This is a genomic window from Exiguobacterium undae DSM 14481 (genome assembly GCF_000620805.1).
GTDB classification, from domain to species: Bacteria; Bacillota; Bacilli; order Exiguobacteriales; family Exiguobacteriaceae; genus Exiguobacterium_A; species Exiguobacterium_A undae.
On the sequence record NZ_KK211187.1, the window covers coordinates 297,544 to 315,423 of the forward strand.

At 49.5% G+C, this 17,880-nt stretch carries 18 protein-coding genes; 2 read left to right on the forward strand and 16 right to left on the reverse strand.

Annotated features, from left to right (window positions below; all coding sequences use genetic code 11):
* Positions 1 to 44: 44 nt before the first annotated feature.
* From P397_RS0102210 to P397_RS0102235, 6 genes are all read right to left on the reverse strand, one after another.
* Positions 45 to 1,310: a sensor histidine kinase gene (locus P397_RS0102210; RefSeq protein WP_026831772.1), complete on the reverse strand. Its 1,266-nt coding sequence runs from the start codon at positions 1,308 to 1,310 to the stop codon at positions 45 to 47.
* Positions 1,307 to 1,990, reverse strand: coding sequence for a response regulator transcription factor (locus P397_RS0102215; RefSeq protein WP_026831773.1), 684 nt, complete (start codon positions 1,988 to 1,990; stop codon positions 1,307 to 1,309). The genes P397_RS0102210 and P397_RS0102215 overlap by 4 nt, the downstream gene beginning before the upstream one ends.
* An 11-nt stretch (positions 1,991 to 2,001) precedes the next feature.
* Positions 2,002 to 2,907, reverse strand: a complete 906-nt coding sequence (locus P397_RS0102220) for a hypothetical protein (RefSeq protein ID WP_028105482.1) — start codon at positions 2,905 to 2,907, stop codon at positions 2,002 to 2,004.
* A 100-nt stretch (positions 2,908 to 3,007) separates the two neighbouring features.
* On the reverse strand, positions 3,008 to 3,559 hold the full coding sequence (locus P397_RS0102225) for a maltose acetyltransferase domain-containing protein (protein WP_026831775.1): 552 nt from the start codon (positions 3,557 to 3,559) through the stop codon (positions 3,008 to 3,010).
* Positions 3,560 to 3,682: 123 nt separating this feature from the next.
* On the reverse strand, positions 3,683 to 4,567 hold the full coding sequence (locus P397_RS0102230; RefSeq protein ID WP_026831776.1) for an SDR family oxidoreductase: 885 nt from the start codon (positions 4,565 to 4,567) through the stop codon (positions 3,683 to 3,685).
* A gap of 227 nt (positions 4,568 to 4,794) precedes the next feature.
* Positions 4,795 to 6,147: an FAD-dependent oxidoreductase gene (locus tag P397_RS0102235; RefSeq protein ID WP_026831777.1), complete on the reverse strand. Its 1,353-nt coding sequence runs from the start codon at positions 6,145 to 6,147 to the stop codon at positions 4,795 to 4,797.
* A gap of 444 nt (positions 6,148 to 6,591) precedes the next feature.
* Between P397_RS0102235 and P397_RS17045 the strand changes: the two genes are divergently transcribed.
* Both P397_RS17045 and P397_RS0102245 read left to right on the forward strand, forming a co-directional pair.
* The gene (locus tag P397_RS17045) at positions 6,592 to 7,203 is read left to right on the forward strand and encodes a YitT family protein (RefSeq protein ID WP_035414018.1); all 612 of its coding nucleotides are present in this window, start codon (positions 6,592 to 6,594) and stop codon (positions 7,201 to 7,203) included.
* A 71-nt stretch (positions 7,204 to 7,274) separates the two neighbouring features.
* Positions 7,275 to 7,835 carry a GNAT family N-acetyltransferase gene (locus P397_RS0102245; RefSeq protein WP_028105483.1) on the forward strand — a complete coding sequence of 187 codons (561 nt, stop codon included), beginning with the start codon at positions 7,275 to 7,277 and terminating at the stop codon, positions 7,833 to 7,835.
* Between the two features lie 413 nt (positions 7,836 to 8,248).
* Here P397_RS0102245 and P397_RS0102250 read toward each other — a convergent pair whose 3' ends face one another.
* From P397_RS0102250 to P397_RS0102295, 10 genes are all read right to left on the reverse strand, one after another.
* On the reverse strand, positions 8,249 to 8,944 hold the full coding sequence (locus P397_RS0102250) for a phosphotransferase family protein (RefSeq protein WP_028105484.1): 696 nt from the start codon (positions 8,942 to 8,944) through the stop codon (positions 8,249 to 8,251).
* 13 nt (positions 8,945 to 8,957) lie between these two features.
* Positions 8,958 to 10,340 carry a glycosyltransferase family 39 protein gene (locus P397_RS0102255; protein ID WP_028105485.1) on the reverse strand — a complete coding sequence of 461 codons (1,383 nt, stop codon included), beginning with the start codon at positions 10,338 to 10,340 and terminating at the stop codon, positions 8,958 to 8,960.
* Complete coding sequence (locus P397_RS0102260) at positions 10,337 to 11,254, reverse strand: FTR1 family iron permease (protein ID WP_026831781.1); 918 nt, start codon at positions 11,252 to 11,254, stop codon at positions 10,337 to 10,339. Before P397_RS0102260 ends, P397_RS0102255 begins: the two co-directional genes overlap by 4 nt.
* 12 nt (positions 11,255 to 11,266) lie before the next feature.
* A complete protein-coding gene (locus P397_RS0102265; RefSeq protein ID WP_028105486.1) occupies positions 11,267 to 12,004 on the reverse strand; it encodes a hypothetical protein in 738 nt (245 codons plus the stop codon).
* Positions 12,001 to 12,732 (reverse strand): glycosyltransferase family 2 protein, encoded by a 732-nt coding sequence (locus tag P397_RS0102270; RefSeq protein WP_026831783.1) that lies wholly within the window; start codon positions 12,730 to 12,732, stop codon positions 12,001 to 12,003. Before P397_RS0102270 ends, P397_RS0102265 begins: the two co-directional genes overlap by 4 nt.
* Positions 12,729 to 14,162, reverse strand: a complete 1,434-nt coding sequence (locus tag P397_RS0102275) for an alkaline phosphatase family protein (protein WP_028105487.1) — start codon at positions 14,160 to 14,162, stop codon at positions 12,729 to 12,731. The genes P397_RS0102270 and P397_RS0102275 overlap by 4 nt, the downstream gene beginning before the upstream one ends.
* A gap of 5 nt (positions 14,163 to 14,167) precedes the next feature.
* Positions 14,168 to 15,025, reverse strand: a complete 858-nt coding sequence (locus P397_RS0102280) for a lysylphosphatidylglycerol synthase domain-containing protein (RefSeq protein WP_028105488.1) — start codon at positions 15,023 to 15,025, stop codon at positions 14,168 to 14,170.
* Positions 15,004 to 15,924 (reverse strand): NAD-dependent epimerase/dehydratase family protein, encoded by a 921-nt coding sequence (locus P397_RS0102285; protein ID WP_035414020.1) that lies wholly within the window; start codon positions 15,922 to 15,924, stop codon positions 15,004 to 15,006. The genes P397_RS0102280 and P397_RS0102285 overlap by 22 nt, the downstream gene beginning before the upstream one ends.
* Before the next feature lie 25 nt (positions 15,925 to 15,949).
* A complete protein-coding gene (locus tag P397_RS0102290) occupies positions 15,950 to 17,131 on the reverse strand; it encodes a hypothetical protein (protein WP_028105490.1) in 1,182 nt (393 codons plus the stop codon).
* Positions 17,132 to 17,281: 150 nt separating this feature from the next.
* Complete coding sequence (locus tag P397_RS0102295; RefSeq protein WP_026831788.1) at positions 17,282 to 17,809, reverse strand: type III secretion system chaperone family protein; 528 nt, start codon at positions 17,807 to 17,809, stop codon at positions 17,282 to 17,284.
* Positions 17,810 to 17,880 lie beyond the last annotated feature (71 nt).

Sequence of the window (17,880 nt, forward strand, 5' to 3'; positions counted from 1 at the left end):
CTCTAGTGTACGCTAAAAGACGATGGAAGGTTTCGTTTCAGGTGTCAGCCGAACGTGATGAAAAAGCAACTTCCGCCACCGGGACGGGCTTCACTGCCGACGGACAGATGATGATGTTCCGCCAACGCGGCAGCGATGGAAAGACCCAGTCCGCTGCCGGACCGGTCGCGTGCTTCATCGAGCCGGTAAAACCGATCGAACAGACGGGCGCGCTGCTCCGCCGATAAGCTGGTTCCGTGATCGAGAACTTCGAGCCGGTCCGGTCGAAGACGAATTTCCGGATCTTTGGCATATTTAATCGCATTGTCGATAAAAATCGTCAAAATCCGGACAAGTGCTTCATGATTCGCTGTGACGGAACCGGTGGCGTCCACCGGAATCAGGACATTGTAGGCATGATTCATCCGGTCCGCAACTTCTGTGCCGAGCTGCTTCAAGTCGATCGTCTCTGTCGTCGTCTCGCCATATCCGAGACGCGATAGTTCAAGCATCGGTTCAATCAGTCCACTCCGCATCGTATGCGTTTCGTTCAGGATATTACTGATGGATTCTTCGAGGACATCAGGATTTGTCTTACCCCAACGCTTCAGCAGTTTCGCATACCCTTCGATGACGGTCAGCGGCGTCTTCATCTCATGCGAGACATCGGCGACGAACTGCCGTTGCTGTTCCATTGTTTGGTCGACACGTCCGATCATCCGGTTAAAGACTTTTCCGAGCTGTCCGATTTCATCATTTTGCTGTTCCGGAACGGTCTCGAGTGTGCCGGAGTCAGAAATCCGTTCCATCGTCTGACTGAGTTGACGAAGCGGACGTAACGTTTGATAGGCGATGAAGAAACTGCTGAGGAAGGCGATGATGACCGCGATGATCAAGACGATCGAGAAGGCGAAGATCAAGGTCGAAATCGTATCATCGACGGTGTCGTCTTCAAACAGATAAGCTTGATCCTCATGAACGATGCCAAACCAATTACCGGATTTAAACGGTTCGTCTCTGGTCGTCGGAATACCGGGGAGATCGCGTGCCCGCACATCGCCGTTGACGGTGGCGGAATCATCATCCTCTTCATCGTTTGCGATGACCCAGCGTCCGTCGTCACGGGACAGGACGACGGAATCTTCATGCAACGTCAACAAGGCTCGGGTCGAGGAATCATCTTCCATCAGCTCCTCGGCTTGCTCGAGTTGGGTGAAACGGGATTCAATCAAATGATCGCGTACGACATAGGTGACGACTAAAAAAGATAACAGCAACAAGAGTGTCGTGAACAACGTCACCGATAACGCCAGTTTGGTTCGTAACTTCATCCTTTCTCCTCCCTTAAGACATAGCCGATGCCGCGAACGGTCTGAATGAGGGGAGACTGGCTGCGGTCCATTTTTTTGCGTAAATACCGAATGTAGACATCAACGATATTCGTTTCGCCGAAGTAGTCATACCCCCAAACCCGATTGAGGATTTGCTCACGGGTCAAGACGTGTTCCTTGTTTTCCATCAGATAGGACAACAAATCGAATTCGCGTGGCGTCAAATCAAGCGGGACGTCGTTGCGAAACGCTTCATGCCGGTCCAAATCCAGCAAGACATCGGCGTAATGAAGCTGATTGGTTTCGACGGCGGCACGTGTCGTCAAGCGGAGTAAGGCCCGGATCCGGGCCAACAATTCTTCGATTTCAAACGGTTTCGTCACATAATCATTGGCACCGAGATCAAGACCGGCCACTTTGTCATACACTTCGCCTCGTGCCGTCAATAAGATGACGGGAACCGGATTACCTTTTCCGCGAAGCCGTCGAAGCACCTCGAAGCCGCTGAGCTCCGGCATCATCACGTCAAGTAAGACGAGATCGATGTCGTTCTCAGCAGCTACTAAGCCATCTTTACCGTTGAAGGCGACCTGCGTCGCGTATCCAGCGTGGTTTAATTCCAGTTCAAGTAGGCGGGCGATTTTCGAATCGTCCTCGACGATTAAGATGGTCGGTGCCATAGACTTCCTCCTTACGACTGTTCGTCGAGTTCTGTCACTTGCTTCGATTCGTTCAACTCAAGTTCGACTTGTGAACCAACCTGTACATCATTATCCTGTTCCATGTTTTGCGCACGTTCAAACGTCACGTTTTTACCGTTTTGTTCAATGACGACTTGTGTGTCCGTCACACGGACCAATGCACCACGGATATCTTGATCTTCCGCTGCATCGTCTTCTTGGCGGTCAGCGTTCCGGTCGTCCCGATCATCCGCATCTTCACGGTCGAGCTCCCGGACGAGACCGGCTGCTGTCAGTTCAAGTTTGACGGTATCACCGGCTTGCGCTTGGTCGATCTCTGCCCGATCGCTGAAGCGGTACGCTTGATCCGAACCATTTTGAGTCAAGACGATTTGTTCATTGGACAGCTCTTTGACGACACCGGTGACTTCATTGCGGTCATCGTCGGATGAATCGTCATCTCGACCATCCCGGTCATCGTTCCGATCATCTTCCCGTTCGAGTTCCCGGACAAGACCGTCCTGATTGAGTTCAAGTTTAATCCAATCGCCGGCCGCAGCTTGTTCGATTTCAGCAGATGAGGCAAACGAATACGATTGATCCGAACCATTTTGCGTCAGTGTCACCGATGTGTCGGATATTTCTTTTAACGTTCCTTCTATGTCTTGATCATCATCCCGAAATGCGCTCGGAAGCGACTGCTTGACGTTGCTTGAAACTTTTGTGGAAGCTGCTTCAACTTTTTGTTCAACTTGTTCTGAAGTCGTGACCGTTGAATTGACGAGAGAATGTCCCGGACCGGTGAAAAGTAAGAAGGCGCCGGCTCCCGTCAAAACGGTTCCTGTGATGGCGATTGAAGCGAGACCGCGTTTTACAAAATTCTTTTTGGGCTTATCCGTACGTTTTTCGTTTGTCATGATGATTTCCTCCTCAGTAGTGGTAGCTGCTTTTCTTATTCTTAGAATAGCGCCCGCAAGTGAGAGGAGACTGAGGATTAGATTAAAATTTGATGAGAAATCAAATCGATTTGATGAAACGGGCAGGATTCCCGCCGACGACAGTGTTTGGGGCGACATCTTTGACGACGACACTTCCGGCCGCGATGACGGCATTGTCCCCGATCGTCACACCCGGAGTGATGACGGCACGTCCGCCGATCCAGACGTTGTCCCCGATGACAACCGGTTTCCCGAATTCATAACCGCTGTTGCGTTCGACGGGATCTAACGGATGTGTCGCTGTATAAATGTGGACGCCCGGAGCGAGCATACAGTTGTCGCCGATCGTAATCGGACAAATGTCGAGCAGCACACAATCGTAATTGGCATAAAACCGGGCACCAAGCGTGATGTTGTAGCCATAATCACATTTAAAAGACGGTTCGATGTAAAAATCCGTTTGTTCCGTCCGTAAAAGTTGTTGCAGGAGAGACTTTCGGGCAGGCAGCTCTTCGATGCTGAGTTGGTTAAATTGATGACAAAGCATCTGCGCCCGTTTTCGGTCCGCCACGAGCTCCGCATCCCCGGCTAAATACAACTGACCTTGAATCATCTTTTCTTTTTCTGTCACATGAATCATCTCCTAAGGGTATGTATATCTTCATTAGACTAAATCGGACGGGGAGAAGCAACTGATACCAAAAAAAGCGATTTTGATGTCGCCATCAAAATCGCTTTTTACTCTAGTATTCAATTAAGCAAGTTCAATTCCGCCTGTGACACCATAAATTTGTGCCGTGACATAACTGGCATCATCTGAAGCGAGGAAGACATAGACGCTCGAAAGTTCGACAGGTTGACCACTCCGTTTAAGCGGTGTTTCTTGTCCGAATTCCGGAATGTTTTCGCTTGGTTGACCACCTGAGATTTGCAATGGTGTCCAGATTGGACCCGGTGCAACAGAATTGACACGGATGCCTTTTGGTGCGACTTGTTTCGCAAGTCCCCGTGTAAAACCGTTGATGGCAAATTTCGTTGACGCGTAATCAAGCAGGTTCGCACTTGGGTTGTAGCCTTGAACCGAAGTCGTCGTGATAATCGAAGCCCCTTCTTTTAACAACGGAAGGGCGGCTTTGACGACCCAGAACAGAGAAAAGACATTGATTTCATATGTTTTGCGAAGTTGTTCCGTCGACAGGTCCATGATGTCCTCGACGGCTTGCTGTTTGCCGGCGACGAGTGCCAGAATATCGATTCCGCCAAGTGATTCGTGTGCTTCTTTGACGAGTTGTTGACAGAACGTTTCATCACTGAGGTCGCCCGCCAGTAAGTACGCTTTTTGTCCGGCAGCTTCGACAAGTGCTTTAACTTCTTCAGCGTCTTGTTGTTCTTCCGGTAGATAGTTGAGGAAAACATCTGCACCTTCACGTGCATAAGCAATGGCAGCGGCACGACCGATTCCAGAATCGCCCCCTGTGATCAAGGCCTTTTTCCCGATCAGTTTACCGGAACCTTTATAACTTTCTTCGCCACAATCCGGGATTGGCTCCATTTTTGCCTGGACAGCCGGTGCATCCTGATATTGTTTTGGGAAGTCATCATTAAAATATTGTGTAAGTGGATTGTTAGACTGGGACATGAATTGATTCCTCCTAGGTAGTGGTTTGATTTGCATAAGAAGTATGTTCCCTGTCACTTCACGTCTAAACGTCAATTGATTAATCAAGTGAAGTTTTCGTTAAGTAGAAAAGGACGCTCAGTAAGGCTGTAGCAACAACTAACCGTAGCGGACAGAGGGCAAATAAAAAAATCGAAGTCCACAGAATGTGAACTCCGATTTTGATTAAAGACAGGGTGGATGACCGATCAGACGCGTTCTGATGTCAGTTCTTTCATTCCTTGTAAAGCGGCTTGATTCAGTAAGTTCCATGGTTTGTTGTAGTGCGGTTGGAAGAAGAAGTCGACGAAAGCCAGTTCTTCAAGCGTCATCTCATTTTGAATCGCCACTGACAAGGTGTTCATCGCCTGGGTGAGGTCAACTTTTGAGATGATTTGCGCACCGACGAGGCGGTGTGTCGCAGTTTCGTAGACAAGTTTCAACTGGACGTTTTCAGCTGTCGGCATGAACTCGGGACGGTAAGCATCTTGAACCGTCGTACTTGTCACTTCTAAACCGAAGAACGGAGCAGCATCTTCTGTCAGACCGGTCGAAGCAATGTTCAAGTCATACAACCGGAGACCGGACGTTCCTTGTGTTCCTTGGTAGCGGATTGTCGGAGCGAGTAAGTTTTTCCCGACGAGTGTTCCCATTCGGACAGCATTTGTGGCGAGCGGAATATAAGCGTGTGTCCGGGCCGGATTGTAGTAGACGGCACAGCTGTCACCGGCAGCAAAGATGTTCGGATTACTGGTCCGCATATAGTCGTCGACGATGATTGCTCCGTTCGGCAACATGTCGATTTGTCCTTTTAACAATTCCGTACTTGGTCGGAAACCGACACAGAGAATGACGAGATCCGTCTCAAACGTTCCTTTATCTGTGACGACTTGTGTGACATTACCGTCCACGCCGGTAAAGCTTTGAACGGTCTGATTCAACTCGAGGTGAATCCCGCGGTCTGTCAATTCACTTTCAATGATATCCGTGAATGAACGATCCAAGTATTTATTTAAAATCCGGTCGGCACTGTCGATGAACGTGACATCTTTGCCGTATGCTTCGAATGCTTCAACCAATTCAGCACCGATGTAACCGGCACCGACAACGGTAATCCGCTGGGCATCCGTTGCTTTTTTGATGATGGTTTGCGCATGGTGATAGTTTTTGCAGAGTTCAATTTGATTCAGTTCAATCCCGGGAAGCATCGGGATGATCGGCCATGAACCAGTCGTCATAATCAATTTATCGTACGTATCCTGAACGGTTTCACCCGTTAAGAGATTTTTTGCAAGAATCGTTTGGTTCGTGCTGTCGATTTCCAGGACGTCATGTTTTAAGCGCATCTCGGCACCGAGTTCAGTCAGTTCATCCGGTGAAGAATAAAACAGCGACTCCGCATGCTCGACGACGCCACCGACATGAAGCGCGATGCCGCAAGAAAGGAATGAGACGTTATCGTTTCGTTCGTAAACGGTGATATCCAGTTGTTCGTGCTGTGAAGCCAACTCTTTAACTGCTGCTGTTCCTGCGTGTGTACAACCGATGACTGCTACTTTCATGAGTAAAGTCCCCTTTTCGTTTTTGTTTGTGATAAAAATCACATTCATTTGATATTCTTAGTGTATTACTTCACAATGTTGTTTTCAAGTACTTTGTTCACCATTGAGCATAATAATGTCTAAATTGTGAATGAGTGAGCAAAAGTGGGTATCGGGATCGAGGTATCGGTTCATCTGTATCGTTTCTGTTAAAAACGTGTAAAACTGTTTTAGTTTCTGAAGTTCAGGTTATAATGAAGAAGACAACAAAACGAAAGGGTGGAAACCGATGGATACCGAGAGGATCGATCATCTATTCAGCTTACCTGATTTTTAGCAGTGCCAATCTTCATTGAACAGGAAGGTAATGGCTTGAAAAAAATCAGGGAGAGCGAAAATAGATGAATACCCAAACGGGACAACTACACCCTCTCCCATGGACGATACGGGAGAGGACAACAACACATGAAACGAATTATAACCATCTTGGCCGGAACGCTCATTATGGCGTTTGGCTATTACACCTTGAATGAACAATTTGGATTGGCAGAAGGCGGATTTATCGGTCTGTCTTTACTCGGACGTTACTTTTTTGACATTAATCCATCGATTTCGATGATCGTACTCGACATTCCGTTTTTTATCGGAGCGTTATACTTTAAAGGAAAACGTTTTGTCAGTGAAGCACTTGTATCGGCAGGCGCATTGTCGCTGTTCTACGAAATGTGGTACCGACTGGATTTGTTTCATTTTCCGGAACAGGCATGGCCGGCAACACTGATCGCTGCTGTCGCCAGTGGAATCGTGACCGGCTATGGTCTCGGTCTCGTTCTGAAAAGTGGCGCGGCAACAGGAGGAGATGATTTGTTGTCGATGGGCCTCAGTAAACTGACCGGCTTATCAATCGGGACGATTTTATTTGGTCTTGATGCCATCGTCCTCGTCATCTCACTCGTCTATCTGCCGTTGAGTCTAACGTTATATACGTTGCTCGCGGTCGCGATTGCGGGACGTGTCGTCTCGGTCATGACACGCGAACCGGTCGTTACACCGATTCCGGTAGCTGAACTGAAATGAACAAATCCCTCCTGACATCAGGAGGGATTTTGTTTTACGATAAAAGAGAGTAGAAGAAAGGGGACACATAAATGATTAGACAAGCAACTGCCAATGACGCGGATCAAATCGCACCGTTGATTGAACAGGCGATTCATGAAATTGCCGAGACCCTGACCGGAACACAGGAGAAGGCATTAATTTTGGAGCGGCTCGCGCTGTTTGTTACGCAAACGGGAAACCGGTTAAGTCACGAGAACATTCTCGTCAAGGAACTGGACGGGCATGTCGTCGGCATCGTCATCGCATACGCAGGAGTAGATGCGGCACAGTTGGATGAGCCGATTAAACATCAGCTCCGCGAGTGGACCGGAGAAGAGGTACAGATTGATCAAGAGACGGAAGGAAACGTCTTTTATCTGGATACGTTGTCGGTGGATGCGGCATACGGTGGAAAAGGAATTGGGTCTGAGCTGTTGCAGGCAGCGGCGGACGAAGGGGAGCGGCGTGGATTACGGGCGTTTACGTTAAATGCGGATCAGACGAATGCTGGTGCGCAACGCCTGTATCGGCGTCTTGGATTCGTTCCGGTCAAGACGATTGAAATCAGTGGCGGACAATTTGATTATATGGAGCGACCGTATTCAACTTGAATGACGAGGAAAGTACTTCGAATTCGGTTCAAGATTCGTTGATACGCAGACAAGACTTCGCTTTCCGCGGGCGAAACGTGAGCCTCCGCGTCGCCTGCGCGACTTACGGGGTCTCACCTGTTCCGCTTTTCCCGCAGGAGTCTTCGTCTTGTCTGCTTTTCAACGACGTTTTGTTAAGCTGTTAAGATCGATACACTAAGAATCTGGATTCAAAAAATCACTCGCTTCACGCGACTCCTACAGGAAAAAGCGCAAGTCGCCTTGCGCTGTCAGAGACAAACAAGACCCGATTTTCTGCCTGATGGAGGCAGGAAAACTGGCTTGTGTCTCGCCTGAGGAAAGCACGTGAAAAAGAGTGATTTTTTATGTTTAGCTTAATTAGGTGGCGATGATTTATGATTCGACCGGATCCATCATTGTAAAAAACGTTGTAACAGAACGGATTCGACAGGTGTAATCTGCTCTTTCAAACGAGAAGCTGCACACAACCGTAAACAAGCCTCGAATCCGGTGACTTTTCTGATGCGCTTAAAGTAACAGACACGGTACAAATGACTGAGGATGAAGCGGGAAACGCGTTCTGCCGGATTTCGTAAAGACATTCGTCCTCCGTAGCGAATCAATAAAAAAGTACGGGCGACGTCCATCAGTGGATTGCCGATGGAGGCATCCATCCAATCGATGACATAGACGTCTTCTTTGACAAGCAACAGATTATACGGGTGAAAATCACCATGACATAAAGTATGTCCCGCTACAAGTGCACTGTGAGCAGGATATCGTTCTTGAAGAAGGGGTAACCCGTCGACGGATAACGTATGAAGATACCTTTGTAAGGTGACGATGGTCGTCATGTAGCGGAGAATCCGAACGGGATGACGTTTCATCAAATCACCGAGCGATTCACCTTTCAAGTACTCCATGCGAATGGAATAATCAACTTGATTATAGACACGAGGTGTCATCGGAAAGTGGTTTTGAATGGACAGATGATTTAGAAATTCCTGCTGGATCGATGCATGCGGAACATGTGCGTGAAACTGCTTTCGAACAATCGTCGCAGTTTCTTGTTGAATCGTTGCCGTGTTTCCGGTTCCGATGATATTCATCCAAATTCGCTCCTTATCGTAAGATCATCCGGTACAACCGCGCTTCCGCATCTTCCGGTTCGAACCGGGGATCACTCGTAAAGCGAAAAACTTCCGTCACTTCGATTGGTACATCTTCCGCCAGTAACCGTTTGAGCAATCGTCCGGTCAGATAGACCTCCTGTGATTTTGGTTCCGCCCGCCATTTGCTGACGGATCCAATCGGGACAATCGTAGCGTCAGGACGTGCCATCAAAAACTGACGTTCTTCTTCATCCGTAAAGATGGTCGCGGACGCGGATAAGCCGGTAATGGCTTCCGCCAGCTGAATCGTAGCCGGTTTAGTAGTCGCTTGTTGATACAAGGCGATACTTCCGATCAGCAATTGAATACATAAAAACGGAACAAACCAACGGATCGACAGACGGCGGACGAGTAAAATCACAAGCAGTAAGACGAGTGGTAAGACATGCCGCGGTTTATCGATGTTTTGGGCAAACCAGACCCAGAGAAAATAACCGGTTCCGGTAACACTCCACCAGAGAGGGAACGAACGGAAACGTTGGCAAAACAAGAACAGTCCCGATCCGAGACCAATCCAAGTGGCAAATCCAAGACCATGCCAACCGATTTGTTTGATTGTCAATCCAAGTCGTTCTAATAGGGTGGCGTCATCCGTTTGCGCCGTGCCTCCCCAGTCCGAGAAATGACCCGTCACGAAGTTGAGTGACAACTGGGTAAAGGAAGCCGGTCCGCCGACAGAGAAGGCGACCGGTAACAGCCAAGCGAGTTGAGCGAGTAGCAGGACTGCCATCTCTGACACGACTTGCCAAGCATCACGCCGTGCTTGCCACAGTAAAAACAAGAGGATGATTCCGAACGGTGCATAGGATAACCGGGTCGCCATCAACAGACCGAACAAGAGGTACGGCAAAAGACGGAACTGCCCCTGTCGTGCGCGTTCGACACTCCAGACGAACCAACAAAGAACACCAAGGGCGAGACCATCCGACATCCCGGTTGCGGACAAGACGACAAGGGAAGCCGTCGACACGACCGTAAAAGCAGCCAGCAGACGAACCGTATCGTATCGTCGGCGTTTGAACAGCAGGTACAGCGGAACCAGTCCGCTCGTGAAGCCAAGCATCGAGACGATTCCAAGGGCACGGACAGGTTCAAGCCCGAGTCGTGCGAGACCGGTCGCGAGTAAGATGAAAAACGGGTACCCGGGGAAATGTGGCTGCAAATTCGCCAAGTCATACTGTCCGACCGCTAACGTGAAGTTGGCGATATCGTAGCTTGCGACAAACGGACTGACCAGATAAAGGCGTCCGGCGGAAAACACGAAGATCAGAACGACAACCATGAAAAAAAGCGATCGTCCACGTTGTTGTGGATGACCGCTTCGAACCGTCACGAGACCTCCTTCAGTTTCTTGACGGTTTTTGGTGCGCGATTTTGACGCATCAACATGAAGCCGGCGAAAGCGAAGTATCCCCACCAAGCGAAAACTTGTTCGATGGACGGATTATGGCTGTAGCCGAACATCGCCCCCATGAACGTTCCGATTTGACCGCTGATCAATGTCGTATTGCCCGTATCACGTAAATATTGAATCTGATCGATATAGTGTTCCGGCATGAAAGCCACGATGTTATAAAGGGCGGCCGGTGTACCGTCTGCATTCGTCAACAGACTGCCGAGCAACCCAAGATCCTGGAATCGACCAATCGTTTGGACGAGCATGCCGGCAGCGATGAACAAGATTAAGACGCCGGTCACTTGGAAAAAGCGTTTGACGGGAATCTTCATCGTTCCGGAAACGAATAAGTAGCCGAAGATCAAGGCGAGCAGGAGACCGGAGACAGCACCGTAGCTGGTCAGCACCTTCTCGATTTCACCACCCGAAATCGCTGCGAAGAAGAAGACCGTTTCGATCCCTTCCCGGACGATGACGAGGAACGAATGGACGATCATCGTAATCGCACTGCCGGTCGAGACCGCGGCAGCGACTTTCGCTTGCGAGGCCTGCTGGTTTTCCTTTGCCTCCTTGCCCATCCAAAGCACCATATGGGTTAAGAGGAAAACAGAGATGATCATGATTCCAAGACGTAAATACGTATCGCTGCCGAAGCTTGCGAAACTCGTAAAGACGACTTGGAACAAGAAGGCGACACCTAAACTCGCGAGTAAGGCAAGTCCAACACCGGCGTAGACCCATTTTTTATATTGTGGTGCATTGAGCCGATCGAGATAACCGAGAATCAAGCCGACGATCAAGACGGCTTCGAGACATTCGCGAAGGGTGATTAAAAACGCCTGAAAATCCATGTGTCTTCCTCCTTATTGAGCGCGTCGTTTCTTACGCTGACCGATGATGACGATGACGATTAAGATGATGACAAGACTGATGGCGACCGTTTTCCAAATGTCATCTGTCCCAAAGGATTGACCGAAAATGGAGTCCTCTTCATCAAAAACACCTGTCTTCTCTTCACCCGGTAAAACGAACAGCGGGGTGACAGTATCTTCAATCTGTTTAATGTTTTGATCAAATGTTTTTCGATCACTTGCTTTTTTCCCGACTCCAAACAAACCGGGGTTTCCAAGCGCCGCAAGTGAATCATCAAAAGCAGTATACAATGAATCACTTGTCTTTGCACCATCACTTTCTTTGACGTAAGGTGCGAGCACATCATATGTGCCGCGTGCTTTAGCGAGCAACAACTTGGCCTGTCCGAAATCATCGAATTGTTCCTGCGCGAAGTGCAGACGACGTTCGATGTTTTGACGCAAAGCGACCCGGTAGGCTTGCTTGGCAGCATCGGCATCTTCCTTGGCTAACGACGCATCGATTTTTTCTTTTGCTTCCGGGAAGTAGAGCGTAAATTCCTTATCGTAGGCATCGATGGTTTCTTTGGCTAACGTGTAATCGTTTTGGTCAAGCTGTTCCTCAAACTGTTTATAAGCTTCCGCAAAAGCTTCCTTTCCTGGATCGCCGTAGCTGTAGGCGAATGCCGGCAACGGTGTAGTGAGCAGGAACAAGAAGGCGATGACGGTGATGAAAAGCGGTTTTCTCATCCGAGATGCTCCTTTCGTTCAAAACGTTCTTCAGACGACAGTGGGACGATCGGGCGACGCCATTCCCGGTAAATCGCAGGGAGGACGCGCTGGATATAGTTAAAGCGAATAAAGGACTTTCCGGCTTCCCGCACACGGTAACGAATCGGGACTTCCTGCAACCGGAACCCTTTTCGAACAAGATTCAGTGTCAGCACTTGGGCATAGTTATAGTCGTGGATGATTTCCGCATGTTTACACGCCGCACGGGAAAAGGCCCGCATGCCGCTTTGTCCATCGTGAATCCGACGTTTTAATAAGACGCACTGTAACCAGGTAAAGACATGATTGCCGATATACCGGTACAAACGCATCCCGTCGACCGTTCCGAGAAAACGGGAACCAAACACATAGTCGGCCTCATCGAGAAGAATCGGTCGGACGACGTCGGGAATCTGATCCGCCGGGTATTCGTTATCGGCGTCAATCATGACGGCGACGGTCGCGCCATGGGCATAGGACCGGAGCAGTCCTTCCCGAACGGCAGCTCCGAGCCCGCGATTTTTAGGGAAACGATAGACATGGGCTCCGTGTTGCCGGGCAATCTCAGACGTTGCATCAGTGGATCCGTCGTCAATGACGATCGTTTCGACAGGCAGTCCATCGATTTCAGCCGGAATGCGTTTTAAGACAAGCGGCAAGGAGACTTCTTCGTTATGGGCCGGAAGAAAGACGACGATTTTTTTCATGAGGATTCCTCCTTAAAGGCTTCCGTCAGTAAGACACCCCGGCTGTCATGCGGGATATCAGCACCAAGCAACTTCGTAATCGTTGGTCCAAGTGACAGGATATGCCGGTGTGTATCAACTTTCAGACCGGCATGGACGTGTTTGCCGTACATCCAAAACGGAACAAACCGTTCTCCTTCATCGAGATGACCATGACCGCCGATCCCGTCGGCTTGTCCGTGATCCGCCATGACAATCAGTGTTGCATCGTCGAGCTTACCGAGCCGGTCCAGTTCTTCGCAAAATTCAGCCAGTAAGGCATCGGCTTCTTCGATTTTCTGGACGTATTCGGAATACAGGGTGCCGCGGCTGTGACCGGTCTGATCGGTGCCGATCAATTGAATCGCCAGTAAATCCGGATCTTCTTGCTGGACGATTTGTTTGGCGCGATCGACGATGTTGCGGTCCGCGACATCATTATGCATGACGGCTGTCACGGTATGAACGTCTTTGGCACCGAAGGCATCGACGAGATGAGCGATTCCAAGAATCTTACCGGTTTTCCCGACGTCGCGCAACCGGTCAAAGACCGTATCGGTTTTGACCCCTGTCGTATTCCAAACCATGTTCGAATGGATACCGTGTTCTTCCGGACGGGCTCCGGTGAACATGGAACTGAAACAGACGACCGTTCGAGCCGGATAGACGGTCTCCATGTTCGTATACTCCGTTCCTTCTTGGCGGAGACGTTCGAGAAACGGCGTGTTCGCCGCCATGTAGCGATCTTTCCGCATGCCGTCGACGATCAGGACATAGACTTTTTGTGATGTCGGAATCGGTGCATCGACGGTTGATTCGGTCGGCAGTTTCGGCTTCCAATCGAACAGGTAGTGATGGAGGACCCAGGCGAACAGGAACAGCCCAAGCGGAAACCAAAGATAGGACCAATCCAGTGTCTGTTCGATTGAAGCGGTTTGCCAATACGCGAGTAAAAGTCCGACTTTCGGCAGCTGTTCTTGGGCATTTCCGCTCGTCGAGTCACTGTTTTTAAGGACCAGTTTCCAAAAACGTGTGAAGTTGAGCCAGTTGGTCCCGATCCGGAGGTGATAATAGATCGTCCCCCAGAAAAAGACGGTGAAGAAGAAATAAAGACCGGCTCCATACGCAAACAGCGGCAGGAGACGCGTGTCCGTTCCTTCGATGAACAACCAGACGATCAACGGAAGCCAAAGATAATTCCGTAAGAACAACGGAAAATCAAACTTCCAATATAAGACGAGCAGCGGCAGGGTCATCAGGAATCCAAAGCCGACACCGCTGAGTGAGCCTTGCGTCAAAATCAGATAGCTGAGAAACACACCGATCGTAAAAATCGGTGTGAAGGGTTTGCCTTCATTCAATAAGTTCCACATCCGTGCGGCAACTTTTTCAAAACGGGAAGCACTTTTCATGCAGGTCATCCTTTCGTATCGTGCTTCTTAAACTGGGTGAACAGTAATGTAACAATCGGGAAATGGCGGATGAGCACATAAACCGGCGCTAAAAATGCAAACGCATATTTAAAGAGATGCGTCATCAAGGCGAGCTCGTACGGGTTGGCCATACCCGCAAGTTGCAAGACCGTTCCCATCGCAAGTTCATACGTTCCGAGTCCACCCGGGGTAAACTGGGCGATTCCGGACAAGATTCCGGCACTCATCGCGACGAGGACAAGCGGAAAGGCGATGTCGGCATCGGCACCTTGCAAGAGACAAAAAACAGCCACGGCTTCAAACAGCCACGCCGCCGCCCCGTATCCAATCAAGGGATAGATCGTCTTGATCCATCGCCGGACCAGCAACAAGGCGAGCAGACCACCGGCAAACGCAAGCCCGGCGACCCACATCGTCTGTCCTAATAATAACCCGGCAGCGACAAAAAGACCGAGTACGGATAGGTCGATGCCGCGTTGGGCGACAAAAATCGCCGTTGTCCGTTTCATCGGACTGCCAATCGCTCGCGCCGTCAGCAGGCGAACCGCTTCTCCTACCTTGACGGGGGAGAGGTGATTGATTGCGAGACCAAGATACAGACTCGTTAGGTAAACCGCGGTAGACGCATTTTTTTCGTCCGCTGTCCGCCAAGCGCGTGCGCGTAAATAAAAAGCGAAAGCGTAGGTGACGGTAGCGACCACTGTCCAGTAAGACGTCAACAGGGTTTGGAGATAGTCATACACAACAGGCAGTTCGAGGCCAAAACGGACGAGTAAAAAAAGAGCTGCCAACGTCAGAACGACGCCCGCAGCTCCACGTATCACAGACGATCGCGATGCCATGTGATCATCCATTCCATTCCATCAGCGAGCGTGACGGAGGGAACATAACCGAACGTCTGCCTTGCCGCATCGGTGTTACTCCATGTCATTGAGACATCTCCCGCCCGGGCGGGAGCAAATGCCACCGGCACGTCAAACCGTTCCCCGAGCATCGCCGCGGCGTCGCGCACCGATTCCGGACGGTTGGCACCAAGATTGAAAATACCGGTTGCCTGTGCTTGCAAGGCTTGCTCCATTCCCCGTGTGATGTCGTCGATATAAGTGAAGTCCCGAATCGGGTCACCGAAAACGGTCAACGGTTGACCGCGTAGCGCCTGTTCGATGAATCGATACAATGCCATGTCAGGTCGTCCGGCAGGGCCATAGACAGTGAAGAAGCGGAAAATCCCGATTTGTAGACCATACAGATTCTGATAAGCCTGACAAAAGGTTTCCGCACTGTACTTGGCTGCGGCATAGGGACTCATCACCTGTCCGGTTGCTTGATGTTCCAACAGAGCACCCGTTTGTTCCCCGTAGACGGAGGAAGAAGAAGCGAAAAACAGATGCGGAATGGCATATGTGCGCGCTGCTTCGAGGACGGTCACCGTCATCGCGATATCATCCTCGATGTACCGATGCGGTTCCTGTAACGAACCGGGGACGCCGGGCAAAGCGGCGAGATGAAATACGGCGGCAAAGGAGTGACTGCCGAACCAAGTCGGCAAATCCTCATGCACGTTTCCTTCAAACACCTCAATCCCGTTCTGTTGCAAAAGACGAGCCCGCTCCAGCTTCAGTTCGACGTCATAATAATCCGTGAAGGCATCGATGACACTTACAGTATGACCGCTTGCGTGAAGCCGAAGTGCAAGAGCGGATCCGATGAAACCCGCGCCTCCTGTAATTCCGATCTGCATGTCGCGTTCCTCCGATTCCAATCGATTAGTTGAGTGGCTCTAAGGCGTCAACGATTTTATCACCTGTCGTTTCGGCTTTCAGGTCGCCTTTTTCGACAAGGGCATACCAAGCGTTGGCGTCAGACAAGACCGTGCTGGCTTGTTCTTTACCGAGACGGCTCTCAAGTGTCGGTTTCATTGCGATGATGAACATGTTTGCTTCCATCGCCTCGACCCGTGCCGTATCGACGTCTTTTTTCTCAAGCGCTTCTTGTGTTTCTTCGTGGTAGCCGTCGATCTTTTCCGTTAATGCTTTGGCGAATAAGCTTTCCACTTCTTTGAACTTGACACCCTCTGGTTTTGTTTTTGAGAAGTCATAGAGGTCTTTTAATTTAGCAACCGCGTCTTCATCGCCACCGGCCAGTGATTCCTCGATGGCAAGTAAGAAACCGTATCCTTCCGCTTGCTCCATCTGTAATTCTTTTTCATCCGTTCCGGCTTTGACGCCATCCTCGATTTTTTGAGCGTAACCGAGAGCGGCAAGATAGAACGAACGGTAGATGGATTTATCCGTCAACTGTTTCGCGACGTTAAAGTCCGCGACGTTTTTTGCAGCAATCGCTTCTTCTTGTGCCGTTAAGCCGGATGAGATTGCTTGAGCAATCGCTTCTTCATTTTTAAAGCCGTAACTCGCGTCACGCTTTTCTGCAGTTGGGATGAAGACTGTCTCGGACATGTCCTTGATATCGTTTAATGCAGCAGTCGCTTCGTCGGTTTTACCGGCAGCAACGGCTTCTTCTGCTGTCGCTTGTGTCGATTTTTGGAGTTTATAGAAGTAAGACTGAATGCCTTTGTCCACGAGTTGACGGGCAACGTTCTCATCCAGTTCTTTTGATTCGACACCCGCTAATGCGGAACTGATGACTTCTTCAATTTCAGGAGCAGCCGTCGTGACGCCGCCTTTTAATTTCGATTCATAACTCGTCGTGACCATTTTCCAATCGATGGCTTGACCTTCTTTTGCTTTGTCGAGCTCCGCCTTGATGGAACTGTAGATTGTCAGTTCATCCTTCAGGGTTGTCGCTGCGATCCCCGCATCTGTTTTTGTTTCAGACGTTTGCTCCGTTTTTTCTTTTTTCGGAGCCGTTGTTGTTTCTTCCGCGTTGCCACAAGCCGCAAGAAGTCCTGCTGTAATGAAAAGTGAAGCTACTTTTAACCGTTTTTTCATGATTGATTCCCCCAGAATATAATAAATATCGATAAATGATGTCGTTTTCACAAATCTAACTATAGCGAGAATAATTCTCATTGTCAATTGAACTTAAAGATGAAAAAAATGGCTTCCGAGGTATCCCGGAAGCCATTTTAAGGTGATATTTTACTGAACTTGGTCATACAGTTTCGTGAGGTAGCTGAAGACTTCATCCGATGCTTGGAACATCATGACCGAGTGTCCGAAAATTGCTGCCGGATTAAAGCCGTGATCCAAATCGATCGTTGAAGCGATTGTGACGTCACGATCGCTGTCGAGGACAACGCGGAAGTATTTGAATTCTTGGTTAAAGTCGTTGATGGCATTTAAGATTGGAAGATCCTCAACACCGTCTGGTACGTGTGTAATCGTCCGAGCAAACAGTTCAACGTCGGTCGCTGTTTTACTGAAGACGATCATCATCATCGGTTCAGCACCCGCCGGCGTTTTTTCCTGTGTCATGAAGAAGACGTGTGTTTCATTCTCACGTGCTTCCATCGGGATACCTTTTTCGACTAAGAACGCTTGGAACTCTTCCAGATATTGTTGTTGCACAGCCGTTACCCCGTTTTCATTTGTTTCCGGCTGACTGTTTTGGTTGATCGGTGTGACTTTGTTATCGTTCGTGTCTTTTGAGTTACGATCCTGATCCATGATTAAATCCCCCTTATAAATACTGTAATCTCAGTTTCAAGCATTTTAGATGGAATTGCAACTAATGTCCG